Origin of the sequence: Rheinheimera sp., assembly GCF_965283995.1 — a bacterium.
Classification (GTDB): domain Bacteria; phylum Pseudomonadota; class Gammaproteobacteria; order Enterobacterales; family Alteromonadaceae; genus Pararheinheimera.
In genome coordinates this window covers 2,087,052-2,107,797 of the sequence record NZ_CBDIQG010000001.1, presented here as the reverse complement: position 1 = coordinate 2,107,797, position 20,746 = coordinate 2,087,052, and the positions used below count along the sequence as shown (strand labels likewise).

13 protein-coding genes are annotated in these 20,746 nt (G+C 54.2%); 6 read left to right on the top strand and 7 right to left on the bottom strand.

What is annotated here, in order from left to right; all coding sequences use genetic code 11:
- Positions 1-43: 43 nt before the first annotated feature.
- Positions 44-1,522, bottom strand: a complete 1,479-nt coding sequence (gene glpK, locus ACQ66Q_RS09615) for a glycerol kinase GlpK (protein ID WP_430456596.1) — start codon at positions 1,520-1,522, stop codon at positions 44-46.
- A gap of 188 nt (positions 1,523-1,710) precedes the next feature.
- Between glpK and ACQ66Q_RS09610 the strand changes: the two genes are divergently transcribed.
- Complete coding sequence (locus tag ACQ66Q_RS09610) at positions 1,711-2,664, top strand: SMP-30/gluconolactonase/LRE family protein (protein ID WP_430456595.1); 954 nt, start codon at positions 1,711-1,713, stop codon at positions 2,662-2,664.
- Here the strand turns inward: ACQ66Q_RS09610 and ACQ66Q_RS09605 are convergent.
- The 6 genes from ACQ66Q_RS09605 to ACQ66Q_RS09580 form a co-directional block, all read right to left on the bottom strand.
- Entirely contained in the window at positions 2,607-3,884 is a 1,278-nt protein-coding gene (locus tag ACQ66Q_RS09605) for an alpha/beta hydrolase family protein (RefSeq protein WP_430456594.1), read from the bottom strand. The genes ACQ66Q_RS09610 and ACQ66Q_RS09605 overlap by 58 nt on opposite strands.
- 60 nt (positions 3,885-3,944) lie before the next feature.
- Positions 3,945-5,096, bottom strand: a complete 1,152-nt coding sequence (gene galK / locus ACQ66Q_RS09600; RefSeq protein WP_430456593.1) for a galactokinase — start codon at positions 5,094-5,096, stop codon at positions 3,945-3,947.
- Positions 5,097-5,109: 13 nt separating this feature from the next.
- Positions 5,110-6,135 (bottom strand): UDP-glucose--hexose-1-phosphate uridylyltransferase, encoded by a 1,026-nt coding sequence (locus ACQ66Q_RS09595; RefSeq protein WP_430456592.1) that lies wholly within the window; start codon positions 6,133-6,135, stop codon positions 5,110-5,112.
- Entirely contained in the window at positions 6,122-7,150 is a 1,029-nt protein-coding gene (gene galE, locus ACQ66Q_RS09590; protein WP_430456591.1) for a UDP-glucose 4-epimerase GalE, read from the bottom strand. The genes ACQ66Q_RS09595 and galE overlap by 14 nt, the downstream gene beginning before the upstream one ends.
- Positions 7,151-7,952: 802 nt before the next feature.
- Positions 7,953-9,359 (bottom strand): sensor histidine kinase, encoded by a 1,407-nt coding sequence (locus ACQ66Q_RS09585; protein WP_430456590.1) that lies wholly within the window; start codon positions 9,357-9,359, stop codon positions 7,953-7,955.
- Positions 9,349-10,791 (bottom strand): sigma-54-dependent transcriptional regulator, encoded by a 1,443-nt coding sequence (locus ACQ66Q_RS09580; RefSeq protein ID WP_430456589.1) that lies wholly within the window; start codon positions 10,789-10,791, stop codon positions 9,349-9,351. The genes ACQ66Q_RS09585 and ACQ66Q_RS09580 overlap by 11 nt, the downstream gene beginning before the upstream one ends.
- A 201-nt stretch (positions 10,792-10,992) precedes the next feature.
- Here ACQ66Q_RS09580 and ACQ66Q_RS09575 point away from each other — a divergent pair, with 201 nt between their 5' ends.
- The 5 genes from ACQ66Q_RS09575 to ACQ66Q_RS09555 all read left to right on the top strand — a co-directional run bounded on the left by ACQ66Q_RS09575 (position 10,993) and on the right by ACQ66Q_RS09555 (position 20,734).
- Positions 10,993-12,249: an efflux RND transporter periplasmic adaptor subunit gene (locus ACQ66Q_RS09575; protein ID WP_430456588.1), complete on the top strand. Its 1,257-nt coding sequence runs from the start codon at positions 10,993-10,995 to the stop codon at positions 12,247-12,249.
- A gap of 28 nt (positions 12,250-12,277) precedes the next feature.
- The gene (locus ACQ66Q_RS09570; RefSeq protein WP_430456587.1) at positions 12,278-12,979 is read left to right on the top strand and encodes an ABC transporter ATP-binding protein; all 702 of its coding nucleotides are present in this window, start codon (positions 12,278-12,280) and stop codon (positions 12,977-12,979) included.
- A gap of 1 nt (position 12,980) precedes the next feature.
- Positions 12,981-15,395 (top strand): FtsX-like permease family protein, encoded by a 2,415-nt coding sequence (locus ACQ66Q_RS09565; RefSeq protein ID WP_430456586.1) that lies wholly within the window; start codon positions 12,981-12,983, stop codon positions 15,393-15,395.
- A gap of 417 nt (positions 15,396-15,812) precedes the next feature.
- Positions 15,813-19,010, top strand: coding sequence for a TonB-dependent receptor (locus tag ACQ66Q_RS09560; RefSeq protein ID WP_430456585.1), 3,198 nt, complete (start codon positions 15,813-15,815; stop codon positions 19,008-19,010).
- Between the two features lie 125 nt (positions 19,011-19,135).
- Positions 19,136-20,734, top strand: coding sequence for a tryptophan halogenase family protein (locus ACQ66Q_RS09555; protein ID WP_430456584.1), 1,599 nt, complete (start codon positions 19,136-19,138; stop codon positions 20,732-20,734).
- Positions 20,735-20,746: the final 12 nt, after the last annotated feature.

Genomic DNA, 20,746 nt, shown 5'->3' with positions numbered 1-20,746 from the left:
GTTTAACTGCTCGGATTAGTTGAGAGAATGCGGCGTGAGCGGCTTAAAGCCGCACTTTCGCCACCGCATGTTGCCACTGGTGATACAAATGATTGCGTTGTTCGGCGCAGATCGACGGCTGAAAACGTCTTTCACAATGCCACATACCAGCCAGTTGCTCGGTCGACTGATAAATACCGGCCTGTAAACCGGCCAGATAGGCGACGCCCAGAGCTGTGGTTTCGGTGATTTGTGGCCGCTCGACTACGGCACCGAGAATGTCGGCGAGGAAACTCAGCACCCAATTGTTTTTCACCATGCCGCCATCGACCCGCAGCACATTCGGCCGGATGCCGTCACGTTCCATCGCTTTTTGCAGATCTTTGGTTTGGTAACCGACGGATTGTAGTGCGGCCGCCACAATGGAGCTGATGCCGGAATCCCGGGTCAGGCCCAGAATAGCGCCCCGTGCATTCGGGTCCCAGTACGGTGCGCCAAGGCCGGTAAAGGAAGGGACCAGAAACACGCCATGGTCGAGCGGAACGTCTTTGACCATCGCCTCACTTTCGCCGGCGTGGCGCAGCAGTTTCAGTCCTTCGACAATCCACTGCATAGTCGCGCCGGCCATAAAGATACTGCCTTCGATGGCATAAGTGGCTTTGCCGTTCAGCTGATAGGCAATAGTCGTCAGCAACCGGTTTTCCGATCTGAGTGCTTTGTCACCGGTATTCAGCATCAGAAAACAGCCGGTGCCATAAGTGCTTTTTGCCATTCCGGTGTCAAAGCAGGCGTGACCAAACAGGGCCGCCTGCTGGTCGCCGGCGATGCCATACACCGGGATCTGTTTGCCAAAAATCTCCGGCGCCGTCAGGCCGAAATCAGCCGACGAATCCATCACTTCGGGCAGCATGACGGATGGGATGCCAAACAGACTCAGCAGCTCTTCGTCCCAGCAGTGTTGGTGAATGTTGTACAACATGGTCCGCGATGCATTGGTCGCGTCAGTCCGGTGCACTTGACCGCCAGTCAGACGCCACAACAGAAAACTGTCGACGGTGCCAAATAACAAGTCTCCGGCGGCAGCCCGTGCGGCAGCGCCCGGCACCTGGTCCAAAATCCAGCGGATCTTGGTGGCGGAAAAATAGGGGTCCAGTAACAAGCCGGTTTTCGCCGCTATCAGTTCGTTGACGGCCTCGCTCTGTAACGCTTCACAATAGGCCGTAGTGCGGCGGTCTTGCCAGACAATGGCCTGATAAACCGGTTCGCCGGTGTGACGGTCCCACACCAAAGTGGTCTCACGTTGGTTGGTAATGCCGATGGCGATGACCTGTTGCGGTTCAATCTGCAAAGTGGCCAGCACCTGCCGGCTGCAGTGCAGGACACTTTGCCAGATGTCCTGCGGGTCATGTTCAACCCAGCCATTGTGCGGATAATGCTGAGTAAAACTCTGCTGCTCAGTGGCAACTGGCTGGCCTTCCAGATTAAACAAAATGGCCCGGCTGCTGGTCGTGCCCTGATCAATGGATAAAATATAGTTCTGCATTTTACTTAATCATATTTATAATATAATAAAGCCTAGCTTGCCGTCTGAATGCGTGGTTGGCAACTGTTTTTTGTGGCAAATGCCTGCATTGTTTTTGTGCGTTGAGCTAATTTCTGGTGCAATGCTCGCTATGTTCTGCGGTGTTTTCTTGATATTCTCGAGCGCTGAAACGTTTCAGGGATGTTGAGATGAACGCAGTTACCGCGATATTGCAGCAGCGCGTTCCAGTGCAGAATGTACTGGGAGAAAACGCATTGTGGCATCCGCTATTGCAGCGTTTTTACTGGGTCGATATTGAAGCCGCCCGCATGCACTGGTTAAGTGCAGATCTGCGTCAGGTGCACCAGCTTGCATTGCCGGAGCGGATTGGTAGCTTTGGTGTGCTGGATGCCGGTGCAGATGCGCCTTACCAGTTCGTGCTGGCATTACAAAGTGGCTTTGCCCTATATCACCCGCATACCGGTGCTTTACGCTGGTTGGCCCGTCCTGAACGCCACATCCGTGGCAACCGCTTTAACGATGGCCGTACCGATCGTCAGGGACGATTCTGGGCCGGATCTATGGTCGAAACCCAGTATCAGACACCACAGTGTGGCGCTTTGTATCAACTGAACCGCCAGGGCCAGGCTGTACGGCATTTGCGCCAGCTGCAAATTTCCAATGGCCTGTGCTGGAGCCTCGATGGCCGGCGCATGTATCACGCCGATTCACCCCGTCATCAGATTTGGCAATATGAATTTTCCACCGAACAGGCAACGTTAAGCCAGCCACGCTTATTTGCTGATTTTGCCGAGAATGCCTCGCCGGATGGTGCGACTATAGATGCAGAAGATCATGTCTGGAGTGCGCTCTGGGGCACCGGCACTGTGGTCCGGCTGAACCCGCAGGGACAGGTGTGCCTGACCTTAACCTTGCCAGTGTCACAGCCGTCCAGTGTGGCGATCGGGGGCGAACACGGCGATTTGTTGTTTGTCACGACATCCCGCTTGGGCCTCAATGCCCGGCAGCTGGCTGAGCAACCTGCTGCCGGTGATGTGTTCATCTATCAGTTATCCAGACCCCTGGCTGTGCCTGAGTCCGTCTGTCATTTAGAGCCGGAATGGCTGGCCGAACCTTGTTGCCAGGACATGCCGGTGTTGTAACGCGCCGGCAAACCAGTCCAGCCTTTCCCTTCATCAGAGCGGCTTTGACCTGTTGGCAGCAACTTACAGGCGTCGGCTTTTTGCTTGAGCTGACAGTCCAGCATCGCCAGAACAAAATGCTGATTCAGCCGGTTGATCTGATGGATATCCCAGGCCGGTTCGGCATAGTGACCATAATCCCCTTCACTGTCTCGTGCCGCCATCGGTGCCGGATGTGCCGCAATATTGTGGCGGGCACCATTGTAAGTCAGCAGAAAACGCGCTGGACTGCCACTGTGCTGAAACAGCTGCACTATGCCCTGATAGCCGGAAATATCATCCTGATCGCCGGCGATGAACAACATAGGGGTCTGGATTTTTGCCAGTGATTTCGGGTCAAACAGCTGATACTGGCCGCCCCATGGCGCCAATAAAATGCCTGCTTGCCAGCGTGGATCTGCTTTGACCTGACCGGCGTTGCAGCTATTGAGCTGCGTGCGCAGTGCTGCGATCTGCGCCGGCTGCGAAGCGCCGGTCAGCTGCTGCACCATCGCATCCTGGAATTGATAGCAGGCCCCTAAAGTACTGAGCGCGCCAAAACCCCCCATCGAATAGCCAATCAGGCCAGCTTTGTCAGGGTTGGTGTGGGCAAACAGCGGGCTTTTCGCCGACATCAGGTAATTCAGTGTGGCCTGCTGGTCGCGTGCCCGGTGATATAACGTACTGAAAAAGCCGGAAAAAGGTGCTTTGGCAAAATCAACTTCGGCATTGGTGGAGTCGGTGTGATCGATCCCGGCGACGATATAACCGTGACTGGCTAAATGTTCTGCCAGGTAAAACATCAGGCTGCGATAACCGGTATAGCCATGCGAAATGACCACAACCGGCAGCGCTCCGGTGCCGGTCGCCGGTGCCGCGTCGCGAAAGGCGGTGCCGGCAATGCTAAACGCTTTGCCACTGCGGGTCTGATTTTGATATTGCGCCGGTACTGCCTTGCCGGGAGTGGCCGGGTACCAGAGTTCCAGTGTCAGTGGTCTGGTATATGGCTGACCTGAGCTGACTTGTAAACTGTCCGCGATCTCGATTTTGCTGGTCCTGACGCCGACCGCGTAAGGACCAGGCTGGCTCAGCACCGGTGCGGCATCGGCCGGGATTTTGTCATACAGTTGTTCGGCAGCCTGCGCGCCAGACCAACTGATCAAGCCAAACAACACACCAATCCGGATTGGGACAGTCAACATAGAGACTCCTTTATTTTGCGCCGGGCGGGCAGGCCCGACGGGCTTGAAGATAAATAGCGTTCAATCGGCAAACATTTGCACGGTCAGGCCGGCGCCGGCCTGACAAACGTAGACATCGGCGTTCAGACCAAAACGCGCCTGATAATGCGCCGCAACCGCCTGTTCCACCAAAGCCACATCCTGCTGCGCACAGAGACAAATAATTGCGCCGCCAAAACCGCCGCCGGTCATCCGCACCGCGCCTTTACTGCCAAGCGCATGCTGACAAATCTCGACCAGGCCATCAGTCGCCGGTACTGTCACTTCAAAATCATCGCGTAAAGACTGATGGGAAGCCTGCATCAACAGGCGTAACTGCGTCATGTCGCTCTGTTGCAGCGCGTCGACTGTAGCCAGTACCCGGGCATTTTCACTGATGACATGATGCGCTCTTTTATATTGCTGCACTGTCATGTCCGCCTTGTGTTGCTGTAACAGCGCCATGCTGGCCTCGCGCAATGTCGACACCCCCATGATCGCCGCCGCCTGCTCACAATCCTGCCGCCGGCCGTTGTATTCACTGTCGACCAGTTTGCGCGGGTAATTCGAATTGACAATGACCAGCGCCAGCTCGGGCGGAATCGCGACTGCGCGGGTGGCCAGTGTTTCGCAATCCAGCAGCAGCGCGTGGCCGGCCGTGGCCTGAGCGGAAATCATCTGGTCCATGATGCCGCATTGGCAATTCATAAACTGGTTTTCAGCCTGCTGGCCAAACAGCGCAAGTTGCGCCGGGGTTAACGCGAGCCCCGACAACTGATTAAATGCACCGCCGATGGCCACTTCCAGCGCAGCCGATGACGACAATCCGGCCCCTTGCGGCACGTTACTATCAATCAACAGGTCGGCGCCGGTCAGCGTAAAACCGGCTTGTTGCAGCACATAGACCATGGCGCGAATGTAATTGCCCCACTGTGACGGCCCTGGTGTGATAGGGGCCTGCAGCGAAAAGCGGTCAGATTCACCTGGATAATTTTGTGAATGCACCACGATCTGCTGGTCAGTGCGGGCGCGAAACAGCACCTGAGTGCGGAAGTTCAGCGCTGCCGGAAACACGTAACCGAGGTTGTAGTCGGTGAATTCACCAATCAGATTCACCCGGCCCGGCGCACTGGACAGTCCGTCCGGCGTCGCGGCATAAAGTTGCTGGAAAGTGTTGATAAAGGCTTGGCTCATAGACAAAAGATCCCTAAAAACTGCGGACTGCGCTGACTTGGCGCAGGATGGCGGCGGCGGTTTCCGGCGTCAGATCTCGCTGGCTTTCTGCCATCATCTCGTAGCCGACCATGTGTTTTTTCACCGTTGCTGAACGCAGCAGCGGCGGATAAAAGTGTGCGTGTAAACGCCAGTGCGAGTGCGGCTGGCCGTCAGCCGGCGCATTGTGCCAGCCCATCGAATACGGGAAGCTGCACTGGAAAACATTGTCATACCTGCTGGTCAGTTCTTTCAGGATCTCGGCCAGACTTTCAACCTGTGCGGCGTCCAGCGCGTCGATGTGCTGAATATCGTCTTTGCACAGCAACAGCGTTTCAAAAGGCCAGGCCGCCCAATACGGCACCACCACCAGCCAGTGCCGGTTTTGGCAGACGATCCGATCTGTCTGTTGTTGTTCTTTGACAACGTAATCTGCCAGCAGCGCGCGGCCATGCGCTTGCAGATAAGCGGCCTGATGCTGGTCTTCCAGCTCAATTTCGGTTGATAAATGCTGATGGGCCCAAATCTGACCGTGCGGGTGCGGTTGCGAGCAGCCCATGATGGCACCTTTGTTTTCAAAGATATGCACGCAGGCAAAACGCTCCCGCAGCTCGCGGTAATGCTGTTGCCAGGTCTGGACGACGGCGACCAGCGCCGGAATGGACATTTCAGGCAAGGTCAGATGGTGCTCAGGTGAAAAACACACCACGCGGCATTCACCGTCAGTAACCTGATGCTGGAACAACGGATCGGCCACGACAGCCGGATCTGCGGCTGAAGGCATCAGCGCGCCAAAGTCGTTGGCGAACACATGGGTGGTGGCATAAACCGGATTGGTCTCGCCGTTGGCTCTGGTATTGCCCGGACACAGCGGGCAGTCGGCGTCAAAGGCTGGCAGTTGCCCGCTGGCTGCCGCTTCTGTTGCACCGAGCCAAGGCCTGTTATTGCGATGCGGGGAAACCAGCACCCAGCGGCCGGTTAACGGGTTTTTCCGCCGGTGCGGTTGATCAAATGCTGTCATCGGAAGGCTCCAGACCATGAGGATATTGGGTTTGCCAGCGCCAGCTGTCTTCAGCCATCCGGCCAAGGTCATAGCGGGTGCGCCAGCCGAGTTGCTGTAAGGCTTTGCCGGCGTCGGCATAACTGGCAGCGATATCGCCGGGGCGGCGCGCGCTGAATTGATAAGGAATATCGCGACCGGCTGCCGCGCTAAAAGCTGCAATCAGCTGCAGGACTGAATCACCTTTGCCGGTACCGAGATTAAACGCATGAAAACCGGTTTGTGCGCGCAGGCGCTGATAGGCGGCGACATGGCCTTCAGCCAAATCCATCACGTGAATGTAATCGCGCACGCCGGTGCCGTCCGGCGTCGGATAATCCTGGCCATACACGGAAACAAAAGGCCGGCGGCCGACAGCGGTTTGGGCCACATAAGGCATCAGATTATTCGGAATGCCGCGTGGGTCTTCACCAATCAGGCCGCTGGGGTGGGCCCCGGCCGGATTAAAATAGCGCAGTGCGATGGCCAGAAATCCCGGCTGGGAGTGGCAAAGGTCCTGCAGCATCTGCTCGGCCATCACTTTGGTCCAGCCATAAGGATTGGTCGCGCCGAGCGGATGTTGTTCCGTCAGCGGTAAAAACTGCGGGTCGCCATACACAGTCGCGGAGGAGCTGAAAATCAAGCGCTGACAACCGGCTTGCTGCATCTGTTGCAACAAATTGAGCGTGCCACCGACATTATTCTGATAATACCGCAGCGGTTGCTGCACGGATTCGCCAACCGCTTTGAGTGCCGCGAAGTGAAACACTGCTTCTGGCTGATATTGCGCAAACGCCTGCTGCAATGCGGTCGTATCCAACAAGTCAGCCTCAATAAAATCAAAGCGTTGACCACAGATTTTTTCTAACTGGTCCAGCACCAGCCGGCTGCTGTTACTCAGATTGTCGTAAATCACCGGGCGAAAGCCGGTCTGATGTAACGCAATACAGCAGTGACTACCGATGTAACCCAAGCCTCCGGTCACCAGAATACGCATCTGAAATTTCCTTAAAATTACTTAAAAAGATTATATGTATTATAAATACTATATATCAATAGCGGTTGGTATATTTGTTCAGTGCTGCACTGTTTGATTGTGGCGGTGAACACTTCAGTGGTTGAATTTTGCTTGCGGTAACGTTGGCGGCGAGCTGTAGGCTTTTTGCTGGCGAGGGTGAATGCCTGGGAGTTGAAGTTCTTAGTCCCAACGGCGCTCAACGGAATAACACCGGTTTCTCAGTGTGATGTCGCAGTTGCCTATCGGCAGAGACGACAAATAACCAGACTCCTGCTTTATGTCAGTGATTTTTTGAGGTTTCTGGCAACAAGGGCGTTCAGTGTCAAAGTTAACTGGAGCAATTCACCTGAGCGTACAAATAAGTCAGAATGAAATACGGCTCGATTTGGACTACGGGAGCAAAAAAATAACATGCGAAATTTTTTTCAAACCAACCACTTAATTAGTGTTCGTTGTGTGACCACAGTAGGTTGAAGCATTTTATAATGTAAAACGGTGTTTAAGCCCGATAGGTGATACTTTTGGTAAGGTCAGCTCTTAAAAGTGGCCGAAATCCGGTATTAACGGTGCTTCTCACGTTATATTCTTCGGAAAGGTTAGTACTACCATTTTGAGGCGGAATATTTGCTTTTCTTCGTGTAACTATCTGTTTTTAATGAGATTGTGTAGTCGGTTCAGATGCTCACCTGTTTAAATCCTTCCTTTTGAGTTGTGCCTGCCGGCTCGTCTTGTACCATATTGCGCAATAAGCCGCATAAAAACGCCAGCGTCCCGAACACTATCAGCCCATCATCACCCGAAAACAGGCGCCAGTTGAGGTCGGGACATGTACCAGGTCGCCACCATGCTGGCGTATGATTTGTCGGGCAAGCGCCAGACCAATGCCGGAACCTTGTGGTTTAGTAGTGAAAAAAGGCACAAACATCATACTGGCGGTTTCCGCCGTGATGCCGGGGCCGTTGTCGCGGATCTCGATCATCGTTTGCGCATCATTCAGCGGGGCTAAGGTCAGCAGTATCTGCGGCGGGGCGACAGGTAAAACGGCAGTATGCTGCTGGGCCTGTTGCCCTAAAGCGTCGACGGCGTTTTTGACCAGATTGATCAGCACTTGCTCGAGTTGGGCCGGGTCATGCGCCACCACGCGGTTATCCAGCAGTTGCTGTACCAGTTCAATTCCGAGACTCTGGCACTGGCTTTGCCATAACTGCGCAACTTGATGGACCACATCGCCAAGCGGTTTGTAACTCAGTATTGGTGCTGGAACTGCGGCCACTTTGCGGAAATTTTGAATAAATTCAACCAAGTGCGCTGTGCGTCTGCCGAGTGTCTGCAGTGCCATTTGCACGTCTGCTTTATCACTTTCATCAGCAAAACACAGCCCGTCGGGCAGCAATTGCGCACAACTTTGTGCAATCGACGCCATCGGGGTGATGGAATTGGCAATTTCGTGAGTCAGGACCCTGGTGAGTTTATTGTAAGCTTCTTGTTCGCGTTGATTTAATGGTTGATGGATCGATTGTAAGGTCGCCAGACAAATCGCTTCACCAGCGATCTGCACTGGGTTTAACATCACGGCAAGCGTATCGGGTTGGTCACCGCGCCACCACGACACCGTCGAATGGCGCGCAAGGGGTTGGCGCTGTGCCGGGTTTGGCGTGTTCAGACCGATGTCCGCAACAGGTTCAACCGCTCGTAAAGGCTCGCCTATCAAGCAGCGGCGCAGTGGATCGGTCAACTGGTCAATATGAGTCAGCCGCTGGCCGAGCAATCTTGCCGCGGCAGGGCTTTGCTCTATGACCCGGCCGTCTTGATGATAAATCAGCAAGGAGAGTTCAGTGTGCAGCAGCACATGCCGCAAAAACTGCGCCTGGGCTTCGGCTTCGATACGGGTTTGCTGCAAACGTTCTCGCGCAGATTCGTAGGATTGTCGTAGCAGATGATGAGCCGGCAAGCCTAAGGTATGGTCGCCATTGGCGAGCGCCCGAAACATCTGGATCGGCAGTTGCTGTTGCCGCCAATATAGCCGCAGCAATAGCCCCATCCACAGCAGCGTCAACAGCGTGCATACCAGCAGCATTGCGCTGGCACCTTGCTGCAGCCACAACCACATCGCCAAAGCGCCGGAACCAGACAAGGCCAGCGCCAGCAGAATGATGTCAGCAATATGCGGGGTGCGTTTAAAGACCATATTTTTCCAATCGCCGGTACAAGGCGCCACGTGTTAATCCCAAGGCCTTGGCGGCATGGCTGACATTGCCCTGGAAGTGCTTCAGTGCCGCCAATATGGTTTGATGCTCGACCTGCTCCAGATTAAACAGCGGCTCTGTGCTGTGGTCTGCTGGTGTGCTGCCGGGGAATACCTGCGGCTGTATCGTGCTGTGGGCCAGCGCCACCAGATCACCCGCCGATGCTGTATTGCCAATCAGCAAAGCCAGATCTGGCTCACCGCCGTCGGTTAAAATCACCGCGCGCTCAATGGCGTGCGCCAATTCGCGGATATTACCAGGCCAGGGGTAGCGTTGCAGTTGCGCCAGCAGCGCCGGGCTGAAATACAGTTCTTTTTTGTATTTGCGGCCAAAGTGCTGCAGGTAGTGGTCAACCAGTAACGGAATGTCATCGAGGCGTTCGCGCAAACTCGGCAAACGTACTTCGATGGTGTTGATCCGGTACAGCAAATCCTGACGAAAACGCCCGGCCGCCACGGCTTGCGGCAGCGCTTCATTGGTGGCGCAAATCAGCCGGATATCGACCGGTACGGGCTTGTCTGCGCCCAGCGGCGTGACCTGGCGATTTTGCAGCGCTGCCAATAGTTTCATTTGCTGTTCCAGCGGCAAATTGCCGATCTCATCAAGAAACAAACTGCCCTGATGCGCCAGTTCAAAGCGGCCGACCCGATCGGCGCGCGCGTCGGTAAAGGCGCCTTTTTTATGACCAAATAACTCGCTTTCCAGCAAACTGCCGGCCAAAGCGCCCATGTCCAGACCGATAAACGGGCCGTTGGCGCGTAAGCTTTGTTGGTGAATGGCGTGCGCCGTCAGTTCCTTGCCAGTGCCACTTTCCCCAGTGATCAGGATATTGGCATCGGTTTGTGCGGCTTTTTCAATGATGGCCAGCACTTGTTGCATGGCAGCGCTTTGCCCCAACAACGGCTGTGCGTTCGCGCGATGGTCGCCGGCCAGCACCTGGCTTAACCCTTTGGCCTGCCGGCTTAATTGGGCAAGCGCTTTTTTATCCTGCGCATGGGCGCAGGCGGTCGCAACGGTCGTCAGCAGCTGATCGTTTTGCCACGGCTTTGGCATAAAATCCGTCGCGCCACATTTAATCGCTTCGACCGCCAGATGCACGTCGCTGTATGCGGTCATCAAGATCACCGCGATCCCCGGGTCCAGGCTTTGAATTTTTTTCAGCCAATAAAACCCTTCCTGGCCGCTGATGGCGTCGCGATGAAAGTTCATGTCCAGCAGCACCACGTCTACGGCTTGAGCGGCCAGAGTACTTTCCAGAGCAAAGGGGTCTTGCAGCGTCAAGACCTGCTGATAATGCTGTTTCAGTAACAGCCGCGCCGCAAGCAACACATCGGCGTTGTCATCGACGATCAGCAGAGTGGCAGCATGTTTCATTGCAGAGTCCTTGCCCGCTTCAAGTGTCCATTAATGGACAATTTCTGAAAAACCCACTGTACCACCAGCGGACACTTTTACCGACCATTTTCATATGGAAATTTGTAAATGAATGAATTATATGAAAAATATATTCTGGCACAACAATTGTTTTACTTATGACATCTCATGCCACCGTCACGCTGACCACAGGATGCCATCATGGACAAAAAAATTGCCAAACCCCGCTGGAAACAACAACTGCGGCCGATCGCAATTGGCATACTTGCGCTTGGTATCGTCGGTGTTGCCTATGGCTTCAGTCAGCACAGCGACACGACACAGCGGCAGCATGTCAGCGCACAAGGATTGCAAATCAGCACCGTCAGCCAGGGCCAGTTTGCGGACACTCTCGCGGTACGCGGTCAGGTGATGCCAAAAACCACGATTTATCTCGACAGTATCGCTGGCGGCGTGGTGGAGCAACGCTTAGCCGAACATGGCGATTTTGTGCAAAAAGGCCAGCCGCTGCTGCGACTGAGCAACACGGCTTTGCAACTGGAAGTGATGAGCCGTGAAGCGCAAGTGACCGAACAGCTGAACTTTTTGCGCAACACTCAAATGACGATGGAAACCAATCGCTTAAACCTCAAACGCGATTTATTGGACGTCGAGCTGCAAATTCGTCAGCTGACGCGCCGCCTGCAACAAAGCAAGCAGTTGCAACAACACAATCTGATTGCGGCCGAGACTTTGGCGCAGCTGGAAGACAACCTGAAGTTCTATCAGGAGCGCCGCAAGTTGGCACTTGAGCAGCAAGCTCAGGAAAACAGTATTCGCACGCAGCAATTGGCGCAATTAGAAGACAGTGCCCGGATGCTGCAAACCAATCTGCAATTGGCGCGCAGTAACCTCGACAACCTGTTGGTGAAGGCGCCGGCGACGGGTTACTTAAGCGAGTTAAATGTCGAAGTGGGTGAATCGAAAGAACGCGGCGCGCGGCTGGGACAAATCGATTTACCCGGTGAGTACAAGCTGGTGATTCAGCTGGATGAATTCTATTTGAATCAAATCAGCCGTGACATGAAGGTGCAGTTGCAACTGGATCAACAATCGATTGAAGCCAGCATCAGCAAGGTTGATAGCCGTGTCACCAACAATCAGTTCACCGTCGAAGTCGCTCTGCCAGCGAGCGCGAGCACTTTGCGTCGTGGCCAGAGTGTTGACGCTGACATCGTACTTGGAGCGGCAAAAAACAACGCTACCTTATTGCCCCGTGGAGCGTTTTTCGCCAGCAGCGGCGGCAATTGGGCCTATGTACTCAGCGGTGATGGCGACCACGCCGAGCGCCGCGACATCCGTTTAGGCAAACGCAATCAACAGTTTTTTGAAGTGCTCGATGGCTTGCAGCCAGGCGAGCGTGTGATCACCTCGGGTTATGGCAGCTTTGATAAAGCGACCGTGCTCTCTATCGAATAACATCCAATTGAACTTTCAAGGAGTGACCATGATTCAGCTCACGCATATTCAACGGGTTTTTCGCACCGAAGACGTTGAGACAACTGCACTGCAGCAGATTAATTTGACCATCAGCGCCGGTGAGTTTGTGGCGATTATGGGCCCGTCAGGCTGCGGCAAATCCACCTTATTATCGATTTTAGGCCTGTTGGATAGCCCATCATCGGGCAGCTTTCTGTTTGCCGGACACGAAGTTGCGCAGTACAGCGAAAAGCAGCTCGCAAGCCTGCGAAAAGCCAATATAGGTTTTGTTTTTCAAAGCTTTAATTTAATTGATGAGTTAACTGTTGCTGAAAATGTCGAGTTGCCGCTGCACTATCTCAACATCGGCAAAGCGGAGCGTAAAGCGCGCGTAGCCGCCATGTTGCAGCGGGTTGGCATCGACCATCGTGCCGACCATTTGCCGCAACAGTTATCGGGGGGGCAACAGCAACGGGTCGCAGTAGCACGCGCCTTGGTGATCCAACCCAAACTGATTTTGGCGGATGAGCCTACAGGGAACCTCGATTCCAAAAACGGTCAGGACGTGATGAACCTATTGCGGGAACTCAACCGTGAAGGCACTACCGTGGTGATGGTGACGCATTCAGAGCGGGAAGGCGCCTATGCCGATCGCTTAGTCCGGATGTTGGATGGACAAATCCTGTTAGACCGTGCCAATCATTCAAACGTCAGCAGTGAGGTCGCCTAACATGTGGTTCAATTACTTGATCACTGCTCTGCGCGCTTTTTCGCGGCATAAACTGCATTTTTCACTGAATATCGCTGGTTTAACTTTAGGCTTGGCTGCGGCCATTTTGATTGCGTTGTATGCGCGGCATGAAGCCTCGTATGACCAATGGCTGCCGCAGGCGCAGCAGGTGTTTCGGGTAGAACAATACATAGTGCCGCTCAACGGCGGCATCCCGATCGTCAACAAAAACACCATGAACCGGCTGCGCGACCTGGCGGGTATTGACGATGTGTTGTTGGTCGAGCCACTGGCCGCGACCGCTGAATTTCGTCTTGGTGAAAACAGCTATCGGTTAACCGGCATGATGGGAGCCTCGGCCAATTTGCCGCAGTTCTTGCCATTAACTGTATTGGCAGGAGATCTGAATAAAGCGCTGGCGACGCCGGGCCAGTTAGCGATCAGTCAGCAGTTGGCGGTTCGGTTGTTTGGTCAAAATACCGCCTGGCAACAAGTGATCGGGAATACGCTGCAGCAAGGTGAAACCCGTTGGACTATTGCGGCGGTGTTTGCCAACTTGCCGGCAAACACCCACTTCGCGTTTGACGGTGTGTTCCAGTTAAAACCATTTCGTGAGCAATACAGCGCTAACAATGCGTATGCCTATGTGCGGTTGCACGAAGGCGTGGACGTGGCGACTGTGCAGCAACAACTGGCACCCGCTTACGTCAAGATTGCTTACCCGGGCGAGTCGCCGGACATGGTAAAAATAAGTTTGCAGCCGCTAACCGGTATTCATTTAAATGGCAACAATCGCCTGGAGCTGAAAGTCAGCGGTACGCGCAGTAACCTGTGGATTTGTATCGGTTTAAGTGTGTTGCTGCTAGGGCTTGCCGGGGTCAACTTCGTGAACATGAGTATTGCACAATCCGCGCGCCGTGCTAAAGAAGTAGGAGTCCGTAAAGCGATGGGCGCCAGCCACTGGCAAATTATCAGTCAATTTTTGGTCGAGAGCGTGCTCATCACTTTGATCGCCGGTGTGTTGGCTTGCGCGGCTGCTGAATTATTATTGCCGTGGTTTAACGGTCTGGTTGAGCGCCAATTGGCGTTGACGTATCTGTCCGACTTTGGGGCGGGCTTACTGCTGATCTTGCTGCTGACCGGGGTGATTGCTGGCGCTTACCCGGCATTTTTTATGGCAGCCTTTAGCGCCAAACGGGTACTGAGTGGCGATTTGCAACGTGGCAAGACGGCGGTGTTGGTCCGCAAGGGGTTGTTAACGCTGCAATCTGCCTTGTCAGTAGCCTTGATCATCGCGGCGGTATTGCTGCAGCAACAATTGCATTACCTGCAAAATTTGCCTGTCGGTTACGAGCGGGCAGGTCGTATTCAAGTTGCTGATATTCAAAGTGAAAAAATTCTGAATGTCGCCAATCCGCAATTGATGCAACGTGTCAAAGCTATTCCTGGCGTGTTGGATGTTGGCGCTGTGGATATTCCCATCACCGGTAGTTTTAACTCGTCGATGCCGCTGAACAGTGACAATGGGGTGCTGACCGAACAAATGATCCCATTGATTGGTGTCGGCTACCGCCCGGTCGAGTTGTTAGGATTGCAATTACTCGCTGGTCGCGATTTTTCCGAAAGTACTGCCAGTGACTGGTATCACGAGCCGAATGAACAACTCGGCCAGGCCAGTATTTTGTTGACACAAACCTTGGCCCGCCAAGCGGGGTTTGCTTCTGCCCAAGATGCAATTGGCCATCTGTTTTCGGCAACGGATTCACAGGGTAAGACTTATCAATTCACTGTTGTTGGCGTGGTCAGTGATATCAAAGTGGGTTCGACCCGCGCTAATCAGGCTGCGCCCGTGCTGATTTGCGGTTACACCAATAACTGGTACAGCAAATTACTGCTCAAGGTCGACATGGACCAGCTACCCGCGATCCGTGTTGAACTCAGCAAGGTGCTGGGGCAAGCGCTTAACATGTATGCGCCGACGATTGAAGTGCTGGCCGAAGATTACAAGGCTATCTACCGTAGTGACGAACGTACTGCATTATTGGTAAGTATTTTCAGTGGCTTAGCTATAGCACTGGCCTGTTTTGGTGTGTTTGGACTGGCATCGTTCTCCGTGCTGCGGCGGCAAAAAGAAGTGTCGGTACGCAAGGTGTTGGGCGCGTCACGCTTATCGATTGTGAACCTGTTGGCCAGCGAATACCTGACGCTGGTGGCCTTGAGTGTGGCGATTGCGTTCCCGCTGACCTGGTGGCTGGTGCAAGATTGGTTGGCTGGTTTTAACGACCGCATTGAACAATCTGTAATGGTGTACTTGCTGTCAGCGCTGATTGTCGCGGCGATCACCTGGTTTACCGTTGCGAGCATTGCGTTTAAAGCGGCAAGCAGTCGCCCTGCCCAGGTCTTGCGCTGCGAATAACGGTCATGCCGCGATGCACATCGTGGCTCCTCAACTGAAGATGGATCGAACGGAGATCAGGCCCCTGATCTCCGTTACTGCCGTCCACAGCCGACGCTGATAGCATCGTTGTAGCGTCGCTATCGTGGGTCCTTGCTTGAAACTTCCCGGTAATTCAGGTTTGATGAGAAATTGTCATTCTGGTGCAACAGTGTCACCGGTCTGGTGCAGGCGTTGTCGAAGCCTGATTGTCAGTGCGCCATGCAAATCAACCTGACCTTGCATGCATAAAAAAAAGCACACAATAAAAACATAATAAAAACAACAAGATCGACTTAGGCCGGGGAGAGGACACACCAATTGTTTCACAGCTTGTTTAAAAGGATATGGCGGAAAATTCGCGCTCTGTCGTCTTGGTTCTCTGCATGGCGTAAGCACATGCGGGGGGGATATCGACGCACGCGACGGCCTTTGTTGTCATTGCTGCTGGTCTGCAACTTATCTGCTGCAGCGCTGGCGAATGAAAAGCCGTCTGAGATTGCTTTCAATATTCCGGAACAAAGAGCCGATCTCTCGCTAATCAGTTTTGCTGAACAGGCTGACATCACCTTGCTGTTTCCCATCGACAAGATGGCAGGCAAAGTGACCAATCCGCTGCGTGGTCAGTACAACCTCGACGAAGCCTTGCGCATTCTGCTGCAGGGGACCGGTCTCAAGCCGGTGATTAGCGAAAGTGGGCAGGTATCTATTTTGATAGATCCGACTTTCGAGAGTAATGACGACATGGCGAACTATAAGAAAAACAAAGTGGCAACGGCAGTGATGGCAGTAGTCAGCACAGTGGCAGTATCACCAGCTTTTGCGGCACAGGAAAAGGCAGAGACAAAAACAGAAGTGATTGAAGTGCGGGGTATCCGTGGTGCGCTTGGGCGGGCGATGGATTCCAAACGCGAAGCCGGTGGTGTGGTGGACTCCATTTCTGCCGAAGACATTGGTAAGTTCCCGGATACCAACTTAGCGGAATCGCTGCAGCGCATTACCGGCGTGTCGATTGACCGTTCCGGTGGTGAAGGCCAACTGATCACCGTACGTGGTTTTGGCCCGGAATTTAATACAGTGCTGGTCAATGGCCGGCAAATGGCGTCGGAAAACCAAAGCCGCGCCTTTAGTTTTGACACTATTGCAGCGGAATTAGTCCGTAGCCTTGATGTGCACAAAACCTCCACCGCGACGCAGCAATCCGGTGGTATTGGTTCGACCGTCAACGTCAATACGGCCCGACCTTTTGCTATCGGTGGTTTTAAAGTCGCCGGTAGCATCAAAGGCGTGTACGAAGAAAACAGCGAAAAAACCTCGCCACAGGTCTCTGGCCTGATCAGCGATACCTTTTTAGACGGCTCAGTCGGCGCTTTGCTGGCTGTGTCGCATCAGCAGCGCGATACCCGGCTGAATCAGGCACAAATTGATGGTTGGCTGGAAAACGTTGGCGTGCCAAATCCAGTCACGCAAAGCGGCGCTGCCTACAGCGGTAATATTTTCTCACCGCGCAACTACGACCACAAAGTGACGTTTGAAGAGCGCAGCCGTACCAACGCTAATCTGGTGTTGCAATACGCACCGGCCGACAATCTGGAACTGACCGCTGACGCGCTCTATTCCGATTTTGACGTTGAGGCAGATACCACGTCCTATGGCCACTGGTTTACCGCGCCGAATATCACTGGGTTTGGCGGCGCCAAAGGCCCGGTGGTGGATGCGAACGGCACTGTAGTTGACCTGTATCAGGAAGTGGGTCTGGCGACCGACATGCACGCGAAGAAATTTGATCGCCTGACCGATACGCTGTCGATTGGCCTGAATGCCGATTGGGACGTCAGCAACAACCTGAATATGAAATTCGATTTCAGCCATTCCAGCGCTGAGCGTGAACCGAACAATGGCCGCGGAGACCAGCTATCGCTGATTGGTTATGCCAACCGCGTCCGTTTCCAGCTTGACGACAATATTCTGCCGTATGCCAGCGAGTTTGCCGGCGCCAATCCAAACATCTACAGCGGCCAGCAGGAACTGAATGGCACCGCTTATCAACCGGGCGTGAAACCGGATGGCGTGTCGAATCACCTGGATCCGAAAAACAGCCGGGCGCACGTGATGTTACGTCGTGGCTGGGCGGTGGAAGATGATTTGAATCAGCTGCGCTGGGATGGCGTCTGGAATGAAGATGCGGCCAGCGGTTTAACCAAAGTGAAATTTGGTGCTATGTATTCGACTGAAACCAAGAGCCTGGAGCGTTGGGATAACGAAGGTGTCGGTATTCACTGTACTTTCTGTGGCTATCCGGACAAACCGAACATGGCCGGTTTCCCGCAATATGTCTTTAATGCCGGCAGTGATTTCTTAAGCGGCGTCAGTGGCAGTGGCCGGATGCCAACCTCGTGGCTGGCGCATGATGGCGAAGCCAACTTTGCTTTCCTCGAACAATATGCGGCCTCGATCGGCAAGCCGATCAGCTTTGATGCGGTCAAACGCAACAAGTCGTTTGAAGTCGGTGAAGATACGGCATCGCTGTATCTGGAACTGGATTTTGAAGGCTCGTTAGCCGGTATGCCGTTAACCAGCACCGCCGGTGTGCGTTATGAGCGCACCAGTGTCGATGTGGACGGTACCGATGCGCCGGTCAGCGGTCTGCGTATCCTCGATGAAACCGAGATGCTGGCGCAATTCGGTGCTGCGCAGCCGATCAAAGAAAGCTCGAGCTATGAAGCCATTCTGCCGAATTTCAGCGTCAAACTGGATATTTCCGACGACCTGGTGGGCCGCTTCGCTGCGTCTCAAACTTTGACCCGGCCGACGCTGGAAAGCATGTCACCAGTCACTGTGATTGGCACCACCCGTCAGGGCGGCGACTTAACCTCAACTTCAGGTAACCCGGAACTGCAACCGTTCAGCGCGACCAACCTCGACCTGTCGCTGGAATGGTATTACAGCGATGCCAGTTATCTGTCGGGCGGTTATTTCCGCAAAAACGTGTCGAACTTCATCATCAACATCACCGAAGACAAAACCTTCACGCTGGCCAATGGTGGCCTGCTGACCGATCCGTCGACCGGCACCAATTCAGGCGCGCCGGATAGTGCTGACAGCACGGCAGTCTTTAGCAATACGCTGCCAAGCAACGGTGAATCGGCGATTGTCGACGGCTTTGAACTGGCAGTGCAACATACCTTTGAGTCGGGTTTTGGTGTGATGGCGAACGCGACACTGGTCGACAGTAATGCCGAACTGGATCCGGCGGATATCAATCAGGTGTTTGCGTTAACCGGCCTCAGTGATTCGTACAATCTGGTAGCGTTTTATGAGCAAGGCCCACTGCAGGCGCGGGTTGCCTACAACTGGCGTGATGCTTTTGTGCAGTCGCTGACCCAAAGCAACGGCGACGGTGTGGTCATTGTCGAAGACTATGCGCAGATTGATGCCAGTGCGAGCTATGACATCACGCCGGATTTGGCCGTCGTCATTGAAGGCATCAACCTGACCAATGAATACGTGCACAAACGCGGTCGTTTTGCCAACCAGCTGTTATTGATTGAAGACAGCGGCCGGCGCGTGGCCTTTGGTGTGCGCGGTTCATTCTAACCGCTGTTGTTGTGTAATTCTGATGTAGTAGTGACGCAGTGACCACCGATCCCGGGGTGGTCATTGCGGTTGTTTCGGAGTCAGTTCGCTGACTCCATTTTTGCGATGCAAAGCAGGAAGTACCCATGCAATCTCAGCCCCAACACAAAAACAACAACACAGCAGAGAACCCGATCCAGACCGTCGTGATCGTTGGCGGAGGCAATGCCGGTTGGCTGACCGCCGGACGCATTGCGGCCAAACATAACTGTCAGGCTGGCGCGATCAGAGTGGTTCTGATTGAATCTCCTGGCGTGCCGCCGATTGGCGTTGGCGAAGGCACCTGGCCGACGATGCGCAGCACCTTGCTGGCGCTTGGTATCAGTGAAACCGAATTTATCCGTGAATGTGACGCCACCTTTAAACAAGGCGCCAAGTTTGCCCGTTGGGTCAATGGCGCGACTGACGATTTTTATTACCATCCGCTGGTGCTGCCGCAGGGTTTTGGCAAAGCGGATATGGCGGCTTATTGGCTACAAGGCAAAACCGCCGCCGATCTGGCAGGCCCACTCAGTTCCTTTTCCAACGACTTATGCTATCAGGAAGCCATTTGTGAGCAGGGTCTGGCGCCGAAAACCATCCGGCATGCTGAATATGCTGCCGTCGCCAATTACGCCTATCACCTCGATTCCGGCAAGTTTGGTCTGTTTTTGCAGCGCCACTGCATCGAAAAACTCGGCGTGGAACATATTCAGGATGATGTGATCGCCGTGCAAAGCGCTGACAATGGCGACATTGCCGCCGTGCAAACCCAGAACCATGGCCTGATCGCCGGTGATTTGTTTGTCGATTGTACCGGCTTTAAATCGTTGTTGTTGGGCGGGCATTATCAGGTGCCGTTTAAGCGCTGTGACGACGTGCTGTTTATCGATACGGCGCTGGCGGTGCAGGTGCCGTATCAGAACCCGGACGCACCAATCGCCTCCCATACCATTTCGACCGCGCAAGATTGTGGCTGGATTTGGGATATCGGTCTGCAGCACCGCCGTGGGGTTGGTTACGTCTATGCCAGCCGTTACTGCAGTGAACAACAGGCGCGGGACACTTTAGCGGCGTATGTCGGGCCGCAAATTGCGGACCTTGCGGTGCGCAAGATCCCGATTGTCAGTGGTCATCGCCAGCACTTCTGGCAGAACAACTGTGTCGCGGTCGGCTTGTCAGCCGGTTTCCTCGAGCCACTGGAAGCCTCGGCGCTGGTGCTGGTGGAGTTGTCCGCACAGATGATTGCCGAGCAACTGCCAGCCACCCGCGGCGTGATGGATATTGTGGCGCGGCGGTTTAATCAGACCTTTTTATATCGCTGGGACAAAATCATCGATTTTCTGAAGCTGCATTACATTCTGAGTCAGCGCAACGACAGCGCCTTCTGGCGTGACAATCGCGACCCGGCGACTATTCCGCAAAGCCTGCAGGATTTGATGCAGTTGTGGACGCATCGTGCGCCGGGCGATTTGGATTTCACCAGCAATAATGAAGTGTTCCCGGCCGCCAGTTATCAGTACGTGTTGTATGGCATGGGATTTCGCAGTGACACCACCCGCCTGCGCCATCAGCTGAATAACTGGGATTTTGCCACAGCGCAGCTGCAGCAAAACCGCAAAATGATCGATCAGGCGCTGACGTTATTACCGACGCACCGCGAGCTTATCAACAAAATTCGTCAGTATGGTTTTCAGACCATCTGAGCAGCAGGAAAG